This window comes from Fenollaria massiliensis (assembly GCF_000312505.2).
Taxonomy (GTDB): domain Bacteria; phylum Bacillota; class Clostridia; order Tissierellales; family Peptoniphilaceae; genus Fenollaria; species Fenollaria massiliensis.
The window spans coordinates 244,891-263,234 of record NZ_HG326225.1 but is presented as its reverse complement, the minus strand read 5'-3'; the positions used below and the strand labels follow the sequence as shown (position 1 = coordinate 263,234).

Annotated in this window: 19 protein-coding genes; 18 read left to right on the top strand and 1 reads right to left on the bottom strand. The window is 33.8% G+C overall.

Annotation, left to right across the window (positions count from 1 at the left end):
* Nucleotides 1-6: 6 nt before the first annotated feature.
* From BN30_RS03130 to BN30_RS03080, 11 genes are all read left to right on the top strand, one after another.
* Entirely contained in the window at nucleotides 7-1,419 is a 1,413-nt protein-coding gene (locus tag BN30_RS03130; protein ID WP_019214055.1) for an aminotransferase class I/II-fold pyridoxal phosphate-dependent enzyme, read from the top strand.
* A complete protein-coding gene (gene tmk / locus BN30_RS03125; RefSeq protein ID WP_019214054.1) occupies nucleotides 1,419-2,045 on the top strand; it encodes a dTMP kinase in 627 nt (208 codons plus the stop codon). The genes BN30_RS03130 and tmk overlap by 1 nt, the downstream gene beginning before the upstream one ends.
* A gap of 1 nt (nucleotide 2,046) precedes the next feature.
* Complete coding sequence (locus tag BN30_RS03120; RefSeq protein WP_019214053.1) at nucleotides 2,047-2,373, top strand: cyclic-di-AMP receptor; 327 nt, start codon at nucleotides 2,047-2,049, stop codon at nucleotides 2,371-2,373.
* A 10-nt stretch (nucleotides 2,374-2,383) separates the two neighbouring features.
* Complete coding sequence (locus BN30_RS03115) at nucleotides 2,384-3,301, top strand: hypothetical protein (protein WP_019214052.1); 918 nt, start codon at nucleotides 2,384-2,386, stop codon at nucleotides 3,299-3,301.
* 4 nt (nucleotides 3,302-3,305) lie between these two features.
* Nucleotides 3,306-4,196, top strand: coding sequence for a PSP1 domain-containing protein (locus tag BN30_RS10150; RefSeq protein ID WP_019214051.1), 891 nt, complete (start codon nucleotides 3,306-3,308; stop codon nucleotides 4,194-4,196).
* Complete coding sequence (locus BN30_RS10145; RefSeq protein ID WP_019214050.1) at nucleotides 4,197-4,838, top strand: class II aldolase/adducin family protein; 642 nt, start codon at nucleotides 4,197-4,199, stop codon at nucleotides 4,836-4,838.
* Nucleotides 4,825-5,883, top strand: coding sequence for an S-methyl-5-thioribose-1-phosphate isomerase (locus tag BN30_RS03100; protein WP_019214049.1), 1,059 nt, complete (start codon nucleotides 4,825-4,827; stop codon nucleotides 5,881-5,883). Before BN30_RS10145 ends, BN30_RS03100 begins: the two co-directional genes overlap by 14 nt.
* Before the next feature lies 1 nt (nucleotide 5,884).
* A complete protein-coding gene (locus tag BN30_RS03095; RefSeq protein WP_019214048.1) occupies nucleotides 5,885-6,970 on the top strand; it encodes a hypothetical protein in 1,086 nt (361 codons plus the stop codon).
* A gap of 83 nt (nucleotides 6,971-7,053) precedes the next feature.
* The gene (yedF, locus tag BN30_RS03090; RefSeq protein ID WP_019214047.1) at nucleotides 7,054-7,629 is read left to right on the top strand and encodes a sulfurtransferase-like selenium metabolism protein YedF; all 576 of its coding nucleotides are present in this window, start codon (nucleotides 7,054-7,056) and stop codon (nucleotides 7,627-7,629) included.
* A complete protein-coding gene (locus tag BN30_RS03085) occupies nucleotides 7,629-7,844 on the top strand; it encodes a putative Se/S carrier protein (protein WP_019214046.1) in 216 nt (71 codons plus the stop codon). The genes yedF and BN30_RS03085 overlap by 1 nt, the downstream gene beginning before the upstream one ends.
* Nucleotides 7,844-8,047, top strand: a complete 204-nt coding sequence (locus BN30_RS03080; protein WP_019214045.1) for a DUF951 family protein — start codon at nucleotides 7,844-7,846, stop codon at nucleotides 8,045-8,047. Before BN30_RS03085 ends, BN30_RS03080 begins: the two co-directional genes overlap by 1 nt.
* Before the next feature lie 83 nt (nucleotides 8,048-8,130).
* On the opposite strand, the gene BN30_RS03075 is transcribed toward BN30_RS03080, so the two are convergent.
* Nucleotides 8,131-9,777, bottom strand: a complete 1,647-nt coding sequence (locus BN30_RS03075) for a tryptophanase (RefSeq protein ID WP_019214044.1) — start codon at nucleotides 9,775-9,777, stop codon at nucleotides 8,131-8,133.
* Nucleotides 9,778-9,967: 190 nt separating this feature from the next.
* Here BN30_RS03075 and BN30_RS10140 point away from each other — a divergent pair, with 190 nt between their 5' ends.
* The 7 genes from BN30_RS10140 (at nucleotide 9,968) to BN30_RS10570 (ending at nucleotide 18,312) form a co-directional block, all read left to right on the top strand.
* Entirely contained in the window at nucleotides 9,968-10,699 is a 732-nt protein-coding gene (locus tag BN30_RS10140) for a DDE-type integrase/transposase/recombinase (protein ID WP_019214043.1), read from the top strand.
* Between the two features lie 305 nt (nucleotides 10,700-11,004).
* Entirely contained in the window at nucleotides 11,005-11,631 is a 627-nt protein-coding gene (locus BN30_RS03065) for a TetR/AcrR family transcriptional regulator (RefSeq protein WP_019214042.1), read from the top strand.
* A gap of 4 nt (nucleotides 11,632-11,635) precedes the next feature.
* Complete coding sequence (locus BN30_RS03060) at nucleotides 11,636-13,801, top strand: ATP-binding cassette domain-containing protein (RefSeq protein WP_019214041.1); 2,166 nt, start codon at nucleotides 11,636-11,638, stop codon at nucleotides 13,799-13,801.
* Between the two features lie 18 nt (nucleotides 13,802-13,819).
* On the top strand, nucleotides 13,820-14,401 hold the full coding sequence (locus BN30_RS03055) for an MptD family putative ECF transporter S component (protein ID WP_019214040.1): 582 nt from the start codon (nucleotides 13,820-13,822) through the stop codon (nucleotides 14,399-14,401).
* A gap of 9 nt (nucleotides 14,402-14,410) precedes the next feature.
* A complete protein-coding gene (locus tag BN30_RS03050; protein WP_019214039.1) occupies nucleotides 14,411-16,132 on the top strand; it encodes an ABC transporter ATP-binding protein in 1,722 nt (573 codons plus the stop codon).
* 14 nt (nucleotides 16,133-16,146) lie between these two features.
* Nucleotides 16,147-17,877, top strand: coding sequence for an ABC transporter ATP-binding protein (locus tag BN30_RS03045; protein WP_019214038.1), 1,731 nt, complete (start codon nucleotides 16,147-16,149; stop codon nucleotides 17,875-17,877).
* A 234-nt stretch (nucleotides 17,878-18,111) separates the two neighbouring features.
* Nucleotides 18,112-18,312: a hypothetical protein gene (locus tag BN30_RS10570; protein WP_019214037.1), complete on the top strand. Its 201-nt coding sequence runs from the start codon at nucleotides 18,112-18,114 to the stop codon at nucleotides 18,310-18,312.
* Nucleotides 18,313-18,344 lie beyond the last annotated feature (32 nt).

The following is an 18,344-nucleotide window of genomic DNA, read 5'->3' as shown; positions in this document are numbered from 1 at the left end:
TTTTTAATGAAAAGACCTGTTTTTGAAGCATTATCAAAATTAAAAGACGAAAATTCGGTTTCTTTCCACATGCCTGGACATAAGGGAAAGAACACACTATTTAACTGGGGCGATTACATCCCAGCTATTGACACGACAGAAACTTATGGCATGGACAATTTGCTTGAGCCAAGAGGAGTTATTCTTGAGAGTCAGCAAGAAGCTGCTAAAGTATTTGGTGCTATGAGCACTTACTACGCTGTTAATGGTTCTACTGGTAGCATATATATTGCTATCTCAACTATAACTAAGCCAGGTGATACCATCATTGTTCAAAGAAACTGCCATAAATCAGTATATAACGCTTTGATACTAAATAGGTTAAATCCTGTTTATGTATATCCAAAGTATAACGATGACTATCATGTTCTAACTGGGGTTGATCCAGATGAGATAGAAGACTTAATCCTTGACAATCCTGAGGTAAAGGCTGTTGTAGTAACTCACACTAATTACTACGGAATCGCTTCAGACCTTGAAAGGATAGCAGAAATTTGTCATAACTATGGCAAGATACTTATGGTTGACGAGGCTCACGGACCTCACATGAAATTTGATGACAGACTACCTAAGTCAGCTCTTGAATGCGGCGCGGACATAGTTATACACTCAACTCATAAAACACTTACTGGTTTTACACAAACATCTATGATTCATGTTGGTTCTGAAAGAATTGATACAAATAAACTTAGAGATAGATTCCAGCTATATACAACAACTTCACCATCGTATCTATTTACACTATCAAACGAAACAGCTTGTGCATACATGGACGGTGAAGGCAGAGAAAAGCTTCATCACAATGTAACTAAGTGTCTAGAATTTATCGAAGAGCTTAAAAAGATTGACAGAGTTGAAGTTTTTGAAGGCGATGACTTTGATAAAACTATCAAATCAAAGGACAATACTAAAATATTATTCAAGCTTGAAGGCGTTAAGGGCTCAAGACTTAGAAAAGAGCTTTATGAAAGACACAATATTAGACTTGAAATGAGTGATTATTACTACGCTCTAATATTTGCAACGCTTATGAACGAAGACGAAGACTATGAAAAGCTTCTTGAAGCAATTAGAGACCTTTCAAAGAATCTTTCTTATGAAGAGGTTAAGCATATAAGAGTTAATATGCCTGATCCAAAGATTATTATTAGACCAGCGGATGCATATTACTCATCAAAGAAGATAATTAGCTTAAAGGATTCACTTGGAGAGATAGTAACATCACCAATAATCCCTTATCCACCTGGAGTACCTCTACTTGTTCCTGGCGAAGAGATTACTGAAGAGATACTTGATCACATACAATTCCTTAAGGAATCAGACTTAAATATTGTTGGCCTACTTGGCGAAGACCAAGACTCATTGGTTGTAGTTGACTAATGAAGGGACTAGTAATAGCTCTTGAAGGACAAGACGGAACCGGCAAGAGCACTGTTATAAACGCAATCACAGGCTACTTCGATGAGATGGGCCTTGATTATATAAATGCGCGAGAGCCTGGCTCGACTAATATTGGCGAGAAGATAAGAGATATCTTAGCTGACAAAGCTAATAAGGATATGGATTATCATACAGAGGCACTTTTATTCGCAGCATCAAGATCTGAACTATATGACAAAGTGATTAAGCCAAATGTACGTAAAGGCACTTCTGTCATACTAGATAGATTTTTATTGTCATCACTTGCTTATCAGGGCATAGTGAGAGGACTTGGTGTAGATGAGGTTATGAAGATAAATGATTTTTTCTTAGAAGGCTTTAGACCCGACCTAACTATACTTATGGATTTGGATGCAAAAAAATCTTATGAAAGACTTAAAAAGCTTGGTGAACTAGACAGGATAGAGTCTTTGGGAGAGGACTTCCAAGAAAAGGTTCACCTAGCCTACTTAAAGCTTTATGAAGAAAATCACATGAAGCTAATCAAATTGGATGGTACTAAGGATAAAGAGAGCCTTGCTCACGAAGCCTTAGATGAAGTAAAAAAATTAATGAAGGAGTGGTAGTATGAAACTAATTGTAGCAATTGTTCAAGATCAAGACGTAAATGCACTTATGGATTCACTTACAGAAAAAAAGTATAGAGTGACAAGATTATCTTCAACAGGCGGATTTTTAAAATCTGGTAACACTACATTACTAATAGGTGTTGAAGACGATAAAGTAAATGAAGTTAAGGAACTTGTTGATCATAATTGCAAAACAAGAGAGATAACTACATCTTTACTTACTGTTACTATGCCTGGAGATACTTTTGTACCTTATCCACTTGAAGTAAAAGTTGGTGGAGCAACATTATTTGTATTAAACGTAGAAGAATTTTTAAGAGTATAGGAGAAAATTTGTGTTTGAGAAAATATTTGGGAATGATGAAGTAAAAAAAATACTTTATAACGATATCAATAATAAAAAAATTGTATCATCCTATATTTTTGAAGGCAAAGACAGTGATTATCTAGAAAGCCTTGCGATGGAATTTGCAGGGCTTCTTCTTAATTCTAAAATCCCAGATAAAAAGGCAGATTTTGCCTTGTTTGGCAAGGGCGAAAAAATCAAGAAAGAGGATGCTCAGTCCATAGCAAAAGACGTTTATATAAGACCTTTTGAGCTAGACCGAAAAGTTTATATGCTCTTAGGAGCAGAAGACATTCAAGTCGAGAGCCAAAACGTTCTTTTAAAAACACTTGAAGAGGCACCAAGTTATGTTGTAGTCATCTTAGTTACTAAGAGCCTTAACATGATACTTGACACCATCATCTCAAGAAGCAAAGTGATTAGAGTTATGCCTCTTAATAAAAATGAGCTTATGGATTATATCAATGAAAATTATCCAAAGCTAGACAATAAAGAGCTTTACGCATCCATATCCATGGGTGATATAAGCGCGCTTAAATCTTTTATAGAAGATGAAAAAGAGATGACTCTTAGAAAGATGAGCATAGATGCAGCCATTAAAGTATTAAAGAAAAAGCGTTATGAGAGCGTTAAAGAAATTGATTTTTTTGAAGAAAATAAAGAAAATATTGAAAAAATACTTACATACTTTGAAATTTTTATCAAGGATATAGCCTCGAGTGCTGATAGGATAGTTAATCTTGACTATAAAGATGAGATTAAAAATCTTAAAGGGCTTGCGCTATATGATTTGGTAGATAGCATTGACATGATAGAAGAGACTAAGAGATATTTAGGTAACAGCGGTAATTTTAGGCTGCACCTAGAGACTTTAGTTTTAAATATGATAGAAAAATTTGATAGGTGATTATATGAATAAAAAAATAATAGGCGTTAGATTTAAGCCCATAGGAAAAATATTTTATTTTGATCCGATGGAGCAAGAATTTACTACTGATGACAAGGTCGTAGTCGAGACAGTTAGAGGACTTGAGCTAGGTGATGTTGTCGTCGCTAATAAGGAGATAGACCTTGACGAGTTTGGTATACCTCTTAAGCCAATCATAAGAAAGGCTACTGAAGAGGACATCGCTCAAAAGAGGGACAACGACATAAGAAAGGCAGAGGCAAGAGAGATATTTATTCAAAAGAACGAAGAATATGGCCTTGGAATGAATTTACTCGATATTGACTTCACTCTTGATTTGAATAAAGTTATATTTTTCTTCACGGCTGAGGGCAGAGTTGACTTCAGAGAGCTAGTTAAGGATTTAGCAAGAATATTTAGAATGCGTATTGAGCTTAGACAAGTTGGCGTTAGAGATGAAGCCAAATGCATACCATCAGTTGGTAAGTGCGGCAGAAAAACATGCTGCTCATCATTTTTAGGTGAGTTCTCACCTATAAGCATAAATCTTGCTAAAAACCAAGACTTGACTCTTAACGGAAGTAAATTATCTGGTCTATGCGGAAGACTTATGTGCTGTTTAAATTATGAGGCTGATCAATACAATGAATTAGTTGATAAAATGCCAAAGATAGGCGCAATAATTATAACTGAGCAAGGCAAAGGCGTTGTCATCGATAGATTCATTCTTAAGCAATCACTAAAGGTTGAGCTTAAGGAAGGCGAAAACCTTGGTAAAGTTATATTGACATTCGCTGATGAAGTTAAAGACACAGGTAAGATTGATAGGAACTATGTACAAGAATCATACACTGACGATGATCAAGAAGATATTAAAAATATAGAAGGTGACTAGATGTTTATACAAGATAAAAAATTACTTATAGAATACGCTAAAAAAATGATTAAAGATGAGTTAACAGTCGGTACAGCAGGCAATTTAAGTATATATGACCCGGATGAAAAGGCGATGGTTATCACACCATCGGGAATTGCTTATGACAATATGAATTTCGATGATCTTGTAGTTATGGATCTAGATCTAAATATTTTAGAGGGCAAGAATAAGCCATCAACAGAATCATTTTTACACGCGCTTGTTTATAAAAACAGACCTGATATTAAGAGCATAGTTCATACGCACTCGATATATGCAACTAGCTATAGCACACTTAGAAGACCACTTGAAGCACTTCACTACATCATGGCTGATCTTGGCGGAGAAGATATAAAATGCGCTGAATATGCTGTTTTTGGCACACAAGATTTAGCTGAGAAGGCTCTTTGTGCACTTAAAGATAGAAAGGGCTGTTTACTTGCTAATCACGGCGTTTTAGCGCTTGGTAGTGATTTGAAAGAAGCTTACTCTAATGCAAGAACCATTGAATATATCGCAAAGATGTATCACATAGTACGCTTTGAAGACGATGTTCATGTATTAAAGAAAAGCGATATAGATGCAGTAATTGAGAGGATGAAGTCCTATGGACAAAAATAATAGGATGGACAAAGACCTTGGTTTCATGCTTAAGTATGAGAACGTTGCTTGGTTTGAAGACGGCAAGGTCAAGATACTTGATAGAAGAATATATCCAATTGAAACGCGCTACGAAATTTGCTCTAATTACAAAGAAGTGAGAGACGCCATCAAAAATATGGTGACTCAAAGCGCTGGACCGTATACTGCTGCTTTTATGGGCATGGTACTTGCTGCTTATGAAGCAAAAGATTTTACTGAAGGTAAATTTATTAAGCACATGAACGAAGCAAAGCTTGCTCTTGCCAATGCTAGAGAAACAACATCATTTAGAATGATGCAAGTAACTGAAAGGGCCTATGACATTGCCAAGGATGCGATTGAAAAAGGTTTAGTTCCTTACGAAGAAATATTTAAAGGAGCACTTGAGTCCTTAGAGAGAAGATACTCAGCCATAAACGAGGTGGCAAAAAATTTAGCAAAGCTAATGCCAGACGAAGGCGCCATCATGACGCAATGCTTTGGCGAGACCATAGTCGGCTACATGATGCTTAGGGCAAAAGAGCTTGGTAAAAAGATAAAAGTTTATTGTCCAGAGACAAGACCATTCTTACAAGGAGCTAGACTAACAGCTTCAGTACTAAGAAGTCAAGGCGAGGACGTTACAGTCATCACTGACAATATGGGCGCGTGGACGATGAAAGAAAAAAATATAAGTTTATTTACTTCGGCAGCCGATAGCATTACAAAAGAAGGCTATGTTGTGAATAAAGTTGGCACTTTGCAGCTAGCAATTTGCGCAAAATACATGGGTATACCATATTTTGTAACAGGCATACCTGATTTAGGCAAATCGATTGACGATATAAGTATAGAAAAAAGAGATCCTCATGAAGCGACATCCTTTATGGGCAAGAGCCATGTAATGAAGGGCGTTAAGGGATATTATCCAGCCTTCGATGTGACTCCTCCTGAACTTGTTTCGGCAGTTGTTACAGATAGAGGCGTTTTTGCGCCTTATGATTTAGCTTCATACGGCAAGATGGGAGAAGTGGATTATTATTAAAATGTTTAAGGAAATGAATATTTACAAAAGAATACTCATAAGCATTGCCATAGTTTTAATTTTAGTGCTTGCGGCGACATTTGCCTTTCCTCAAAAAATTGTGGATCTAATGATGAAGCTCAATTTCAATCGCGAGAAGACACTTAGTCTTGATAAAGTGTATTCAAGAAATTTAACCTCTGATATGAGAGTTTGTTTCAGAAATGGTCATATTTATTATCATAAAGATGGTACACTTGTTATGACAGGACTAAGCGACGAAGACGTTATGAGAAGAGACTTTGAGGCTAAAACTGCAAACGTACTTTTTAAGGACAAGTACATTTATTCAACTGACGCCCCTAATGGTGTTGTCAATATTTTGAGCTATGATGACCTAAAAGATGTGAAAAGCTTTAATTTTGATGAAGCTATTTCTTTTATCGATGAAAAGGATGGCAGATTCACAGCTTGGCTAAGCGATAATTTCAATGAAACGCTTCGTACTTACGACGATGAGTTTACTGAACGCTTTAGATATAAGGCATTGAACCCAATCTTGACATACAATGTTGATAAAGATTTTAAAACTATGCAGATAGCGTCATTTGACCCTTATTCGAGCGATATCAAAGCATCTTTGTACAAAGAAATTAACAGAAAAGGCGAGAATAAACTTTATTATAAATTTAACGACGAAGTCATTGCCTTTATCGGCAATCTTAAAGATATGAAGATAGTCGCAACAAACAAGGGACTTTACTATATGCAAGAGTCATCCATAGTTTTTAAAAAAGAGTATAACACTCTTAAAGACATTGCCATAGATGAAGGAAAAGTTTATCTTCTTTGTGATGACAAGCTTATGACGCTTAATAATAAGGCAGAAGTTTTGGAAGAACACACATTTAATCAAAATGTAAGAAGCCTACTTAAGCATAATAATGATTATATCGTTTATTCAGAAAGAGAAATTTATATTCCGTTCAAGGGCAAATACTATATGAAGGACATGCAAGAAGACATCAGAAATATTTATATGAGTGGTGACTTTATCGCAATAGTGTCTGACGAAAATATAACAATTTATTCAATGAAAATAAGATAAACTATTAGATTTATTTATAATAGATGAATATATCTTGACATAAGAGAATTTTAAGTATAAATTATAATTAGGAGGCGGTATTTATGAAGGAAATAGATGCAAGAAAATTAGAATGTCCAAAACCAGTTATATTAACAAAGAAAGAATTGGACGCAATGGAAACAGGAGTAGTTTGCACACTTGTTGATAATAAAGTTGCTACTGAAAACTTATCAAGATTAGCTGAGTCCATGGGCTTAAAGGCTACAGTTGAAGCAGTTGGCGAAGATTACAAGGTAACTATCAACAAAGATCATGCAGTTGAACTAAAATCTGATGACGAAACATTTGTTATAGGAGTAGGCACAAACGTTATGGGTCACGGCGATGAAAAACTTGGTGCTATACTAATCAAGAGCTTTTTATACACAGTTTCACAAACAGCTCCACTACCAAAAACTATTGTATTTTTCAATGGTGGAGTTAAATTAACTTGTGAAGGAAGCGAAGTACTTGACGATATTAAGAGCATGGCAGACAATGGCGTTAAGATTATCTCTTGCGGAACTTGTCTTGACTTCTACGGCTTAAAAGAAAAATTAGCAGTTGGCGAAATTTCTAATATGTATACTATTTACGAAACATTAGAAAAAGCAGATAGAAATATAGTTTTATCATAATGAAAAAATACGTTTTAAGCTTTAACTCGACTCACCACGCAATACTTGCAGAAGGAGTTTTTAAGAGTGAAGCTATAGAGTACAAGATGATACCAACACCAAGACACGTTAGCTTATCTTGCGGCTTGTCGATAGTTTTTAGCAAAGACGACCTTGATAGAGTCAATAAACTTATCGAAGACAAGAAAATTGAAGGCGAGGTCTTTGATTACTAATGCTTGAGTATAGGCTAGATGACATTGTTAAGATGAAAAAGTCTCATCCATGTGGAAGTGATGAATTTAAAATCATTTCAGTGGATGTAGGAATAAGGCTCAAGTGCATAAAATGTGAAAGAGTCTTAGACTTTAGCAAAAAAGACTTTGAAAAATATGTGAGAAAAATTTTTAAAGAAGGAAAATTTATAAGCATAAGATAAAGAGATGTGATTTTTATTCACATCTCTTTTTTGTATGTACACAAAAAGGCGAAAAGATAAAATTTTCGCCTCTTTTATATAAATTATTTTTCTTCGTTTTTATATGGTTCCAAAAATGCGTGGAAGTGTCTCATTGGTAGGTTCTTGCCCCAAAGTATCCTCATATTTGGAATGCTTTCTCTGTCTTCATAAAGTGCTTTAACAGCGGCTATAACATAATCAAGGTGCTCTTGACTAAGTCTGCTTCTATCAATTGCAAAACGCACAACGTTAGCTAGCTCAGCTTGTTGCTCAGGAGTTTTTAAATCATATTCCATAGAGAAATCGCCAAGTTCAGCAACTCTTATGCCGTAGCGCCTAATAAGTTCAAGTGAAAATCCTTGGCCAGCAAAAGTATCGTGACCGCGCTTGCCATCGAAAAATTCATCCATGTTGATGTAAACAGCATGACCACCAGCAGGAAGCACAACGCCCTTAACGCCTGCTTTGTAGAAGCCTTGAGCAAGATACTCTACTTGCTTAACACGGCTGTCCATGTAATTAAAATCGCAGCTTTCATATAGACCAACAGCTAGTGCCATGATATCGTGACCGCTCATGCCGCCGTATGAGTCATTGCCGTAGCAAGAAATTTGTTTAACTTTAAGTCTTACGCCGACATCCATCTTCATGGAGCCATCTTTATTAAAATCAGAGAATTTTTGCCAGAATAAACCCTTGTCTCTAAAGGCAAGCATACCACCCATATTAGCGTGGCCATCTTTTTTAGCTGACATACAGAAGCCGTCGCAGTATGAGAACATTTCACTTGCTATCTCGGCTATGGACTTATCTTCGTAGCCTTCTTCATTCATCTTGATGAAATAAGAATTTTCTGCCCAACGAGCTACGTCAAAAATTAGTGGTATATTATATTTGTGAGCGATTTTATTAACTTCTCTAATGTTCGCCATAGAAACAGGTTGACCGCAAACAGTGTTATTTGTTATGCACATAAATATCAATGGAACATTTTGGACGCCAACGCCATTGATTAGCTCTTCAAGTTTTTCTAGGTCCATATTGCCCTTGAATGGATTCTTATCATATTTGCCGCCCTCAGGTATTTCATATAAAAGTTTTTTATTATATAAATTTCTTGGGATGGAACCCATTTGCTTGATATTGCCTTCAGTTGTATCGAAGTGACCGTTTGATGGTATAGTGAAGACTTTACCAGGATGACGCTCAGTCAATATATTTTTAACTATCTCCATAAGAACCGATTCAGCCGCACGTCCTTGTTGAATGATAAAGGAGTTAGGTCTTTCCATTTGAGCAGCGCCGCCATTAAAGAGGCCGCCCTCGTATTCACATAGATAAACCTCGTTCATCATCTTCTCAACATCTCGGCAATCAGTTCTAACTAGATCTAAAGTTTTTTTCCAGTTCTTTTCTCCGCCGCGTTCAAAGATGTCTCTAAAAGTATCAAGAAGAACGTAGTAGCCAGTATTTCTGCCATAAGCCTCGTCGCCTAAAAATAAAGATGCCCATTGAGTGTTAGTCATGGCAGTTGTACCCGAGTCAGATAGCATATCAATAGTTAATAGCCCCGATGGAAACGCAAACTCGTTGTAGTGAGTAGCCTTAAGAGCTTTTTCACGCTCCTCAACTGTAACTTTTGGTAGGTCCTTTACCACGTATGTGAAATGCGTTGGAGTAGGAACATTTAATGGATATTTTTCGCTCATAATATACCTCCTTTAATTTTATATAAAGCATAGTCCACTAATTACAGTATAAGCTTTTAGCACATGAAAGTCAAGAGCGTAAATTTTATTTGTTATGTGGTATAACATATGTTACAAAAACAATAAAAAAAGAGAGGTATTCTGATATAATAGGTTTGACAACAAAAAAAACCAGAAAGGAACCTCTCTCATGATAAATATAACAGAAGAAATGCGTTTTCGCAAGAGATTATGTGATTATGCCTTAAAATATGGAGCAACAAAAGCCGCAAGACGCTACCATACAAATCGCCAATTCGTTTACAGACAATTAGCAAAATACGATGGAACAGTTAGAAGCCTAGCACTTAAGTCAAGAAGACCACACAATAGCCCAAATGCGCACACAGAAGAAGAACTTAAACTGATAAAAGATATGTATAGAAGAAACGGTATCTACGGACTAGCAGAAGTATACGTTAGATGCTTAGCAAAAGGCTATGCAAGAAGTTTTTGGAGCATGTGTAGACAAATACGTGTAAAAGGATACAAAAACGTGGAAAAGCGCCGTAAAAGCTATACAAAGTATATAAAACTAGACGGCAAATATCCAGGAGATAATGTACAAGTAGATATAAAATACGTTCCACAAGAGTGTATAAAGTTTCCAGTATATGGATATAAATACTATCAAATAACAGCAATAGACGAATTTAGCAGAAAAAGAATACTAAAAATAGTTAAAGAAAAAAGCACATACGAAACAAGTAAATTTTTAATAGAACTAGAAAACAAATTAGGATTCAAAATAAACACAATACAAGTAGATAACGGATATGAATTTGTAAACGATGGTGACAAGACAGACAAAACAAGCACATTTGAAAAAGTTGCACAAAAACTAGGAATGAAGATTAAAAGAATAAGACCATACTCACCATAGCAAAATGGAAAAGTAGAAAGAAGCCATAGAGAAGATAGTAAAATAGTGTATAACAGAAAAATATTTACAAGAGAAAAAGATCTAATTAAGCAAATAAATAAGCATCAAAATAGATATAACAATACAGCTAAAATATCATTAAATTTTAAGATACCAAACCAAGTTGTAAAAGAATATTTCTCTAAGTGTAACATATGTCTTGACAACTAAGACTAACTGATGTATAATCAATAATATCATTATTGATAATTCAATTATTGATTATATTATTAAAATTAAAGTTTTGTAAGAATGGAGGAATGGACATGGCAAATAGAAACCATGAACTTGATAAACCAATTATTGAAGCTGCTAAAATAGAGTTTTTGAAATATGGATTTCAGGCTGCTTCAATAGGCAATATTGCTAAAAGAGCGGGAGTTACAACGGGAGCAATCTATACAAGGTATAAAGGGAAAGATGAACTTTTTTATAGTTTGATAAAAGAATTTTTAGAAGCTATAAGTGTGAAAAGAAAAGAGAACGAATACTCATATATGGAATATTGCGTAGATAAAAACTTTGATCATTTTTTGCGTAGCATTCAGAAAGAAACCAAAGGATATGTAGATGTGTTATTTAAATATTACGAGGAGTGCAAACTAATACTTTGCTCAAGTAAAGGCAGTTCTGTAGAAGCAATATTTCGTGAAATGATGAATAATAAAATTTCCATAACAAAACAATTTATAAGGGAAAATATAGACCCGAATATAAGTGAGATGAAATTAGATTTGGTAGAGCTTTTAATGAATCAACAATTTAGTGCTTTTAAATTAGTGATTGAAAAAGGATATAGCAAAGAGGAGACAATCGAATACATAAAAATGCTCGGAGAATTTATTGTGGCGGGTTGGGAAAAGGTATTTGATGAAATTATAAATAGGTATTGAATTTATGTACGATAAAGGCAAGAAGGACGAAAATATTTTAGATTTTAAAATAGATTTTTCCTATGAAGGCAAAAAGGAAAAGTCGTTAGATGATGTAATTGGCAGCATATCAAAAGGAGATTGCATAGTTCTTTGTGGCGAAAGTGGATGTGGAAAATCAACATTACTTAGGTGCTTAAACCATTTAATACCGGAGTTCTATGATGGAATATTTAATGGCTATATCTTGGTAAATAGCAAAAATATAGAAAACAAGAACATTGGAGAAGTTGGAGAATTAATTTCGTCCGTTTTTCAAGATCCAAGAAGTCAATTTTTTACAATGGAAAGCGATACGGAAGTATCTTTTGGACTTGAAAATAAAGGGTTAAGCCATGAAATAATAAAAAGAAGAACAGAAGAAGCTTTTTCAAAATTTGGCTTGGAGTATTTGAAAAATAGGGAAGTATTCAAACTTTCAAGCGGAGAGCGTCAACTAATAGCGATTATGTCTGCTTGGGCAATGGATACGGATATTATTTTACTTGACGAGCCAACTGCAAACTTAGATTATTTAGCCATAGAAAAACTGAAAAATATCTTATTGCTTCTAAAAGAAGATGGAAAAACTCTAATAATCAGTGAACATAGGCTTTACTATTTGAAAGAGTTGGCTGATGAATATTGGCTAATAAACAATGGAAGCTTTTATGAAAAGTATGATAAGGACGATTTTAAGATGTTTTCTAAGGATGAATTAAATAATTTGTGTTTGCGAGTTACGGATTTGAAGCAGATTGAGGTTCAGAAGAAGTGTTCTAATGTTGTCGATGATAAATTAGAGGTAAAAAATATATCCTTTGGATATAAAAAACAACATATTTTAAATGATTTGTCGTTTACAGCTTATTTGGGAGAAGTGACTTGCTTGATTGGCAAAAATGGTTCAGGTAAAACCACCTTAGGAAAATGTATATGTGGACTATTGAAACCAAAAAAGGGAAGAGTTTTTCTAAAAGGAAAAGAAATGAGCCATAGGCAGCTATCGCAGGATAGCCTCTTTATTATGCAAGAAGCTGAATTTCAATTTTTTACAAATTCTGTATTATCTGAACTGAAGTACGGTGTAAATCGAAACAAATATGATGAGATAGAAGCTCTACTTAAAAAGTTTGATATGTGGAAATATCGTGATAGACATCCATTTTCTCTTTCAGGTGGGCAAATGCAAAAATTAACCTTAATGATGGCGTATCTTTCGGGTAAAAGTGTGGTTATTTTAGATGAACCAACCTCAGGAATGGACAAAAAAAGTTTAGATACTGTAGTGGGATTGATAAACGATATGAAAAAGAAAAAAATCGTGATAACAATTAGCCATGACTTAGAATTTATTTCATCAGTTGCGGATAAATGTTTGGAACTTGATGATGGAACGATACAAAGGATTTGTGAAGTAAAAGAGAATAGAGATATTGAAAGCATTAAAAGTATATTTGAAAAAGATTTAGAACATCAACCTCTGGCAAAAAGAGAAAAAAATCTTTTAGATCCGAGAACAAATATTTTGTTTTGGCTTCTTTGTATGGTTGCAGTAGGAATCGACAATAAAAGTTTGATTTTTGAATGCAATTTATTAGCTCTCGTTTTTTCTCTTGCAAATAGAAGATACAAGACTTTAGGAATTACTTCTGTCATTATAGGGCTTATTTACGGTCTTGAAATCATATATCCGAATGAAATTACAATATTTACGGCAAATTTGTTTCCTAGATTTATTTTAATATTTCTACTATTTCCTATTATTCTTGGAGGTAGAGGGGCAACAAATATGCTTGCGGGACTTAGAAAAATAAGAATACCTGAGAAGTTATTATTGATTCTTGCAGTTTCTTTCAGGTTTTTCCCAGTGCTAAGGAATGATTTTAAATTACTTAGACAGGTGCTTAGAAATAGAGGAAGATGCAAGCATAAAAATATAATAAAAGAAAGAATAGAGTATCTTGAGGCTCTGATTGTATCACTCATTTTTCGAGTGGTAAGAATAGGCGAAACTTTATCAGCTTCAGCAGAAACAAGAGGAATTGCTTTAAATCATAAAAAATCATCTTATGTTACTTTACAGTTCAATTTATGCGATTACATATTGATGATTGTAATGATAGTAATTTTGATGATAAATATTTTATAAAAATAGGAGGACTTAATCATGCACAAAAACAAATTGAAAGCGAAAGATATCATTACAGTTACTTTATTATCATTGTGTAACATTTTGATATTTTCGATAGGAACATTCATGTATGCAACACCAATTACCATAGTTTTAACACCGGTGCTTTACTCATTATTACAGGGTATTGTTTTCTATGTTATCGGAGTGAAAGTAAAAAAAAGAGGAGCATTTTTTATATATTCCCTTATTCAAGGAGTGATAGCATTCTATCCACCATATATTTTGATGTTTGTAATTTCAGGATTGATAGCAGAGTTTTTATTATATAAAAAAGGTTATGGTAATTTAAAAGTTATTGGAATCAGCTATGTTATTCAGCAAACTTTGGCTTCAATTGGAAGTGTAATTTATCCATATACAATAGCCTTGAATAAAACTATAGGAGCCATGAAACAAAAGGAGTTAGCTTCAAATATTATAGCGGCAGGCAAAATGATTTCTTCTTGGGGAACGTTGATTTTACTTGCCTTAGTTATAGTTTCAGCAATTGCAGGAGCTTATATAGGTAGCAAGGTCGTAAGGAAACATATTTTAGAAAAAGAAGCTATTTCATAGGGTAAAGTCATGAAAAAAGAGAAAGAACCAAACTTTTTTAAAGAAATGGATTCGTTTATAAAGCCATACAAAAAAAGATATATTTTATCTGTTATGCTAAGTATGCTTTCTGTTCTATGCGAACTGTTATCCTATGCTTTTGTTGGAATTTTAGCGGGATATATCTTTAAAGGATTTCATGGAAACAACATGATATATGTCTTGATTTTCACTATAATCTGCAAAATATCAGGGGTGATGCTTTCAAATATTTCAACGCTTATATCTCATAAAGCAGCATACTTAACACTAAAGGACTTAAGATATGCAATTTGTGATAAATTTGTTAGATTGCCGATGGGATATTTTGATATGAATCCTAGTGGAACATTAAAAACTATATTGGTAGACAGGGTGGAAGATATAGAAAAAACATTAGCACATCTACTTCCTGAGATGACTGCAAATCTATTGATACCTATTGCCATGATTGTTTGGATGCTTGCAGTTAATATTAAGCTTACCGGGATTATATTTCTTTGGGTTATATTTGGACTATCAATCGGAATGCTTATTATGATTGGATATAAGAAAAAATATGAGGGACAAGTACAGGTACAAAAGAATATGAATCAAGCGGTTATAGAGTATGTCAAGGGGATTGAGGTAATTAAAACTTTCAATATGGAAGATAGTTCTTATGCTAAATATAAAAATGCAGTCATACGCCATGCGGAGTATGCTATAAACTGGATGAAAAGCTCACAGATTTATGCGTCTCTTTCCTATAGCATAGCTCCTGTATCTATATTTCCAACAATTGTTGTGGGATTGATATTTTTTAATAATGGGTTTCTTACTGAGCAAAGTTTATTTTTGTTTATGATGATTTCTCTTGGTATATTTAAACCGATTGTTAAAGCATCCAGTTATGTTGACCAATTGGCACAGATGGGAACTGTTACTAAGGAAATAAAAGGAATCTTAGATTATCCGGAACTTAAGAGAAGTGAGAATTCTAATTTAAAAGAAAAAATGACATACGACATAGTGTTTGAAAATTTACAATTTTCTTATGATGGGACAAAAAATGATGTTGATGATGTGAATTTAACCATTAAAGAAAAAACTATGACTGCAATTATTGGTCCTTCAGGTTCAGGAAAATCAACTCTAATGAAACTTTTAGCCGGATTTTGGGATTTTGAGAAAGGAAAAATAAAAATAGGTGGTATAGGGGTAAAAGACCTTTCAATGAATGACCTGAATACTCTTATCTCCTATGTGGATCAAAATACATTTTTATTTGATGATACTATTTTGGAAAATATTAGAATAGGTAAAAAAGATGCAACGAATGATGAGGTGATAGAAGCTGCTAAAAGAGCCGGTTGCCATGAATTTATTGTAACTTTGCCTGATGGATATGACACTATCGCAGGGGATAGGTTATCCGGCGGAGAAAAGCAAAGAATAGCTATTGCCAGAGCAATTCTCAAAAATGCTCCAATTATCATATTAGATGAAGCAACTGCAAGTACAGATATTGAAAATGAAGAAAAAATTCAAGGAGCGTTACTGGAATTTACCAAAGGAAAAACACTAATTGTTATTACACATAAAATTAAAACTGTCATAAATGCAGATAAGATCATATATATGGAAAATGGGAAAATCATTTGCGATGGAAAACATGAAGAACTTATTAAGTCGTGTTCTGCGTATAAGCATTTATATGAAATAGCAAATTGATTGGAGGTGAGAATATGTTTGAAGCTCTAAAAAGTGTATGGAACTTTAGTGAGAAAAGTCAAGCCAGTTTAGTCAAAATTTTAATTCTATCATTTATAGAAGGCATATTCGTTATGCTGAAAATGATAGCAATAATTTTAGCGGTAAATGCCATGTTTAATAGCAATTTAATGGACAATTATATTTATAAGGTAATGATACTCGGAATTGTATGTATCATCGGAGTATTTGGCCTTGGTTATTTCACACAACTGGGTTCTGTATCCGTTGGATTTGAGATGGCGAAAGATAAAAGGTTATATTTTGGCTCATTATTTAAAAAGCTCTATTTAGGGTTCTTTAGTAAAAATTCAGTAGGAAATATAAACTCAACACTGACTACATCTATTTCAACTGTAGAACAAGTTGCACCAATCATTTTAATTCATGTGATAGGTGGAATTTTATCTGCTATATCAATAGTTTTAGGATTTGCTTACTATGAAATGCGAGTTTCAGTTGTAATATTTGCAGGTATATTAACATATTTGTTTGTAGTTAATTATCAAATGAAAATTTCAAGAAGCGAAGCTCCCAAAAGACAATTAGCACAAACAAAATTAACGGAAAGTGCTATTGAATTTATACAGGGAATAAGCGTAATTAAGGCTTTTGGTATGGGAGAAAAAGATGAAAGAGTAAAAAAAGATATAGATGGTAGTTGTGTTAATAATATAAATTTATCCGAAAAATCTATTCCCTCAAGCATATGTGCCGGTCTTACGATACAGTTGTTTGAAATTATGATTATTAGCTATGCGTTTTTTATGTGGAATAGTGGAGAAATTTCTCCTCAAAAAGCCATTAATTTATTGATTATGAGCTTTGTAATATTCCAGTCTGTAAGTCAAGCAGGTTCTATTCTTTCTATGATTGGGCTTTTAGATAGCTCACTAAAGGATATAAGCAGTATGGAAAATGCTGAAGAAATAAAGGTATTATCACCTATTCAAAATATAAAATCCAATGAAATAGAATTTAAAAATGTAAGTTTTTCTTACGGAAAAGGAGAAGTTTTAAAGGGAATATCAGTAGCTCTTAAACCGAACACACTTACAGCTATTATCGGACCTTCAGGTTCAGGGAAAACAACGTTTTGCAAGCTTATACCGAGATTTTATGATGTAAGCGAAGGAGAAATTCTGATTGGTGGAGCAAAAATAACAAATATCTCCACCGAAGAATTGATGAAAAATATAAGTATGGTATTTCAAAATGTGTATTTGTTTGAAGATACAATTATGAATAATATTCGTTTGGCAAAGCCAAATGCCAGTGATGAGGATGTTATATCCGCTGCAAAAAAAGCACGCTGTCATGACTTTATAAAAAGCTTGCAAAAAGGATACGAAACTAAAATTGGCGAAGCGGGTAGCACTTTATCCGGTGGAGAAAAACAAAGAATAGCGATAGCTAGAGCAATACTCAAAGATGCTCCCATTGTGATTTTAGATGAATTTACCAGTGCTTTAGATGTAGAAAATGAACGCCATATTTTGCAAGCCATCGATAATTTAGTACAGAATAAAACAGTTATTATGATTGCACACAGGTTAGAAACTGTTAGGAAAGCAGACAACATCATAGTTTTAGATAAAGGGGAAATAGCACAAGAAGGAACGCATAATGAGCTTATAACTCAAGATGGGATATATAAATCATTCATTTCAATAAGAGAGCGAGCAAATAAATGGAGTTTTAAGTAAATACATCCATTTTGATATTTGACTAAATAAATGAGTATTTAATGGGAGATGACGATGTTTTTTTGATAATAAAAGTTTTTGAAAGTAACTTTTCACACAAAAATTAAATAATTCAATAACAATAAGAGTTAATTTGATTGTTATTTTCGGAGGACTTTTTACGCCAAAGTGTAGAAGTCCTCCTTTTTTATTCTCAAAAAGCAAAACAGAAAAAAAGAAAAGAAGGATAACACAATGGCTAATAAAGAATATTACCTTTATGTAAAAGGCAAAGCCGTACCTGTAAGCGAAGAAGTCTACAAAGCCTACTGGAAGATAACAGAACATGAAAAGTATTTCCAAAGAAAGGAGTGGAAGCACAATGACAAATCATTTTTAGCACTGGATCATGACGGACATTTTGTAGACAACATTATAGATGAAAAAAAGTCTTAGAAAAAATTGTAGAAGTAAAACCAAGCAAAAAA

What these genes read in the sequence shown, in the direction of transcription:
- BN30_RS10150 (WP_019214051.1), top strand. Translation starts at nt 3,306, where the DNA reads ATGAATAAAAAAATAATAGGCGTTAGATTTAAGCCCATAGGAAAAATA.
- BN30_RS10145 (WP_019214050.1), top strand. Translation starts at nt 4,197, where the DNA reads ATGTTTATACAAGATAAAAAATTACTTATAGAATACGCTAAAAAAATG.
- BN30_RS03055 (WP_019214040.1), top strand. Translation starts at nt 13,820, where the DNA reads ATGCACAAAAACAAATTGAAAGCGAAAGATATCATTACAGTTACTTTA.
- BN30_RS03100 (WP_019214049.1), top strand. Translation starts at nt 4,825, where the DNA reads ATGGACAAAAATAATAGGATGGACAAAGACCTTGGTTTCATGCTTAAG.
- BN30_RS03130 (WP_019214055.1), top strand. Translation starts at nt 7, where the DNA reads ATGAAAAGACCTGTTTTTGAAGCATTATCAAAATTAAAAGACGAAAAT.
- BN30_RS10140 (WP_019214043.1), top strand. Translation starts at nt 9,968, where the DNA reads ATGATAAATATAACAGAAGAAATGCGTTTTCGCAAGAGATTATGTGAT.
- tmk (WP_019214054.1), top strand. Translation starts at nt 1,419, where the DNA reads ATGAAGGGACTAGTAATAGCTCTTGAAGGACAAGACGGAACCGGCAAG.
- BN30_RS03065 (WP_019214042.1), top strand. Translation starts at nt 11,005, where the DNA reads ATGGCAAATAGAAACCATGAACTTGATAAACCAATTATTGAAGCTGCT.
- BN30_RS03060 (WP_019214041.1), top strand. Translation starts at nt 11,636, where the DNA reads ATGTACGATAAAGGCAAGAAGGACGAAAATATTTTAGATTTTAAAATA.
- BN30_RS03120 (WP_019214053.1), top strand. Translation starts at nt 2,047, where the DNA reads ATGAAACTAATTGTAGCAATTGTTCAAGATCAAGACGTAAATGCACTT.
- BN30_RS03085 (WP_019214046.1), top strand. Translation starts at nt 7,629, where the DNA reads ATGAAAAAATACGTTTTAAGCTTTAACTCGACTCACCACGCAATACTT.
- BN30_RS10570 (WP_019214037.1), top strand. Translation starts at nt 18,112, where the DNA reads ATGGCTAATAAAGAATATTACCTTTATGTAAAAGGCAAAGCCGTACCT.
- BN30_RS03080 (WP_019214045.1), top strand. Translation starts at nt 7,844, where the DNA reads ATGCTTGAGTATAGGCTAGATGACATTGTTAAGATGAAAAAGTCTCAT.
- yedF (WP_019214047.1), top strand. Translation starts at nt 7,054, where the DNA reads ATGAAGGAAATAGATGCAAGAAAATTAGAATGTCCAAAACCAGTTATA.
- BN30_RS03075 (WP_019214044.1), bottom strand. Translation starts at nt 9,777, where the DNA reads ATGAGCGAAAAATATCCATTAAATGTTCCTACTCCAACGCATTTCACA.
- BN30_RS03045 (WP_019214038.1), top strand. Translation starts at nt 16,147, where the DNA reads ATGTTTGAAGCTCTAAAAAGTGTATGGAACTTTAGTGAGAAAAGTCAA.
- BN30_RS03050 (WP_019214039.1), top strand. Translation starts at nt 14,411, where the DNA reads ATGAAAAAAGAGAAAGAACCAAACTTTTTTAAAGAAATGGATTCGTTT.
- BN30_RS03095 (WP_019214048.1), top strand. Translation starts at nt 5,885, where the DNA reads ATGTTTAAGGAAATGAATATTTACAAAAGAATACTCATAAGCATTGCC.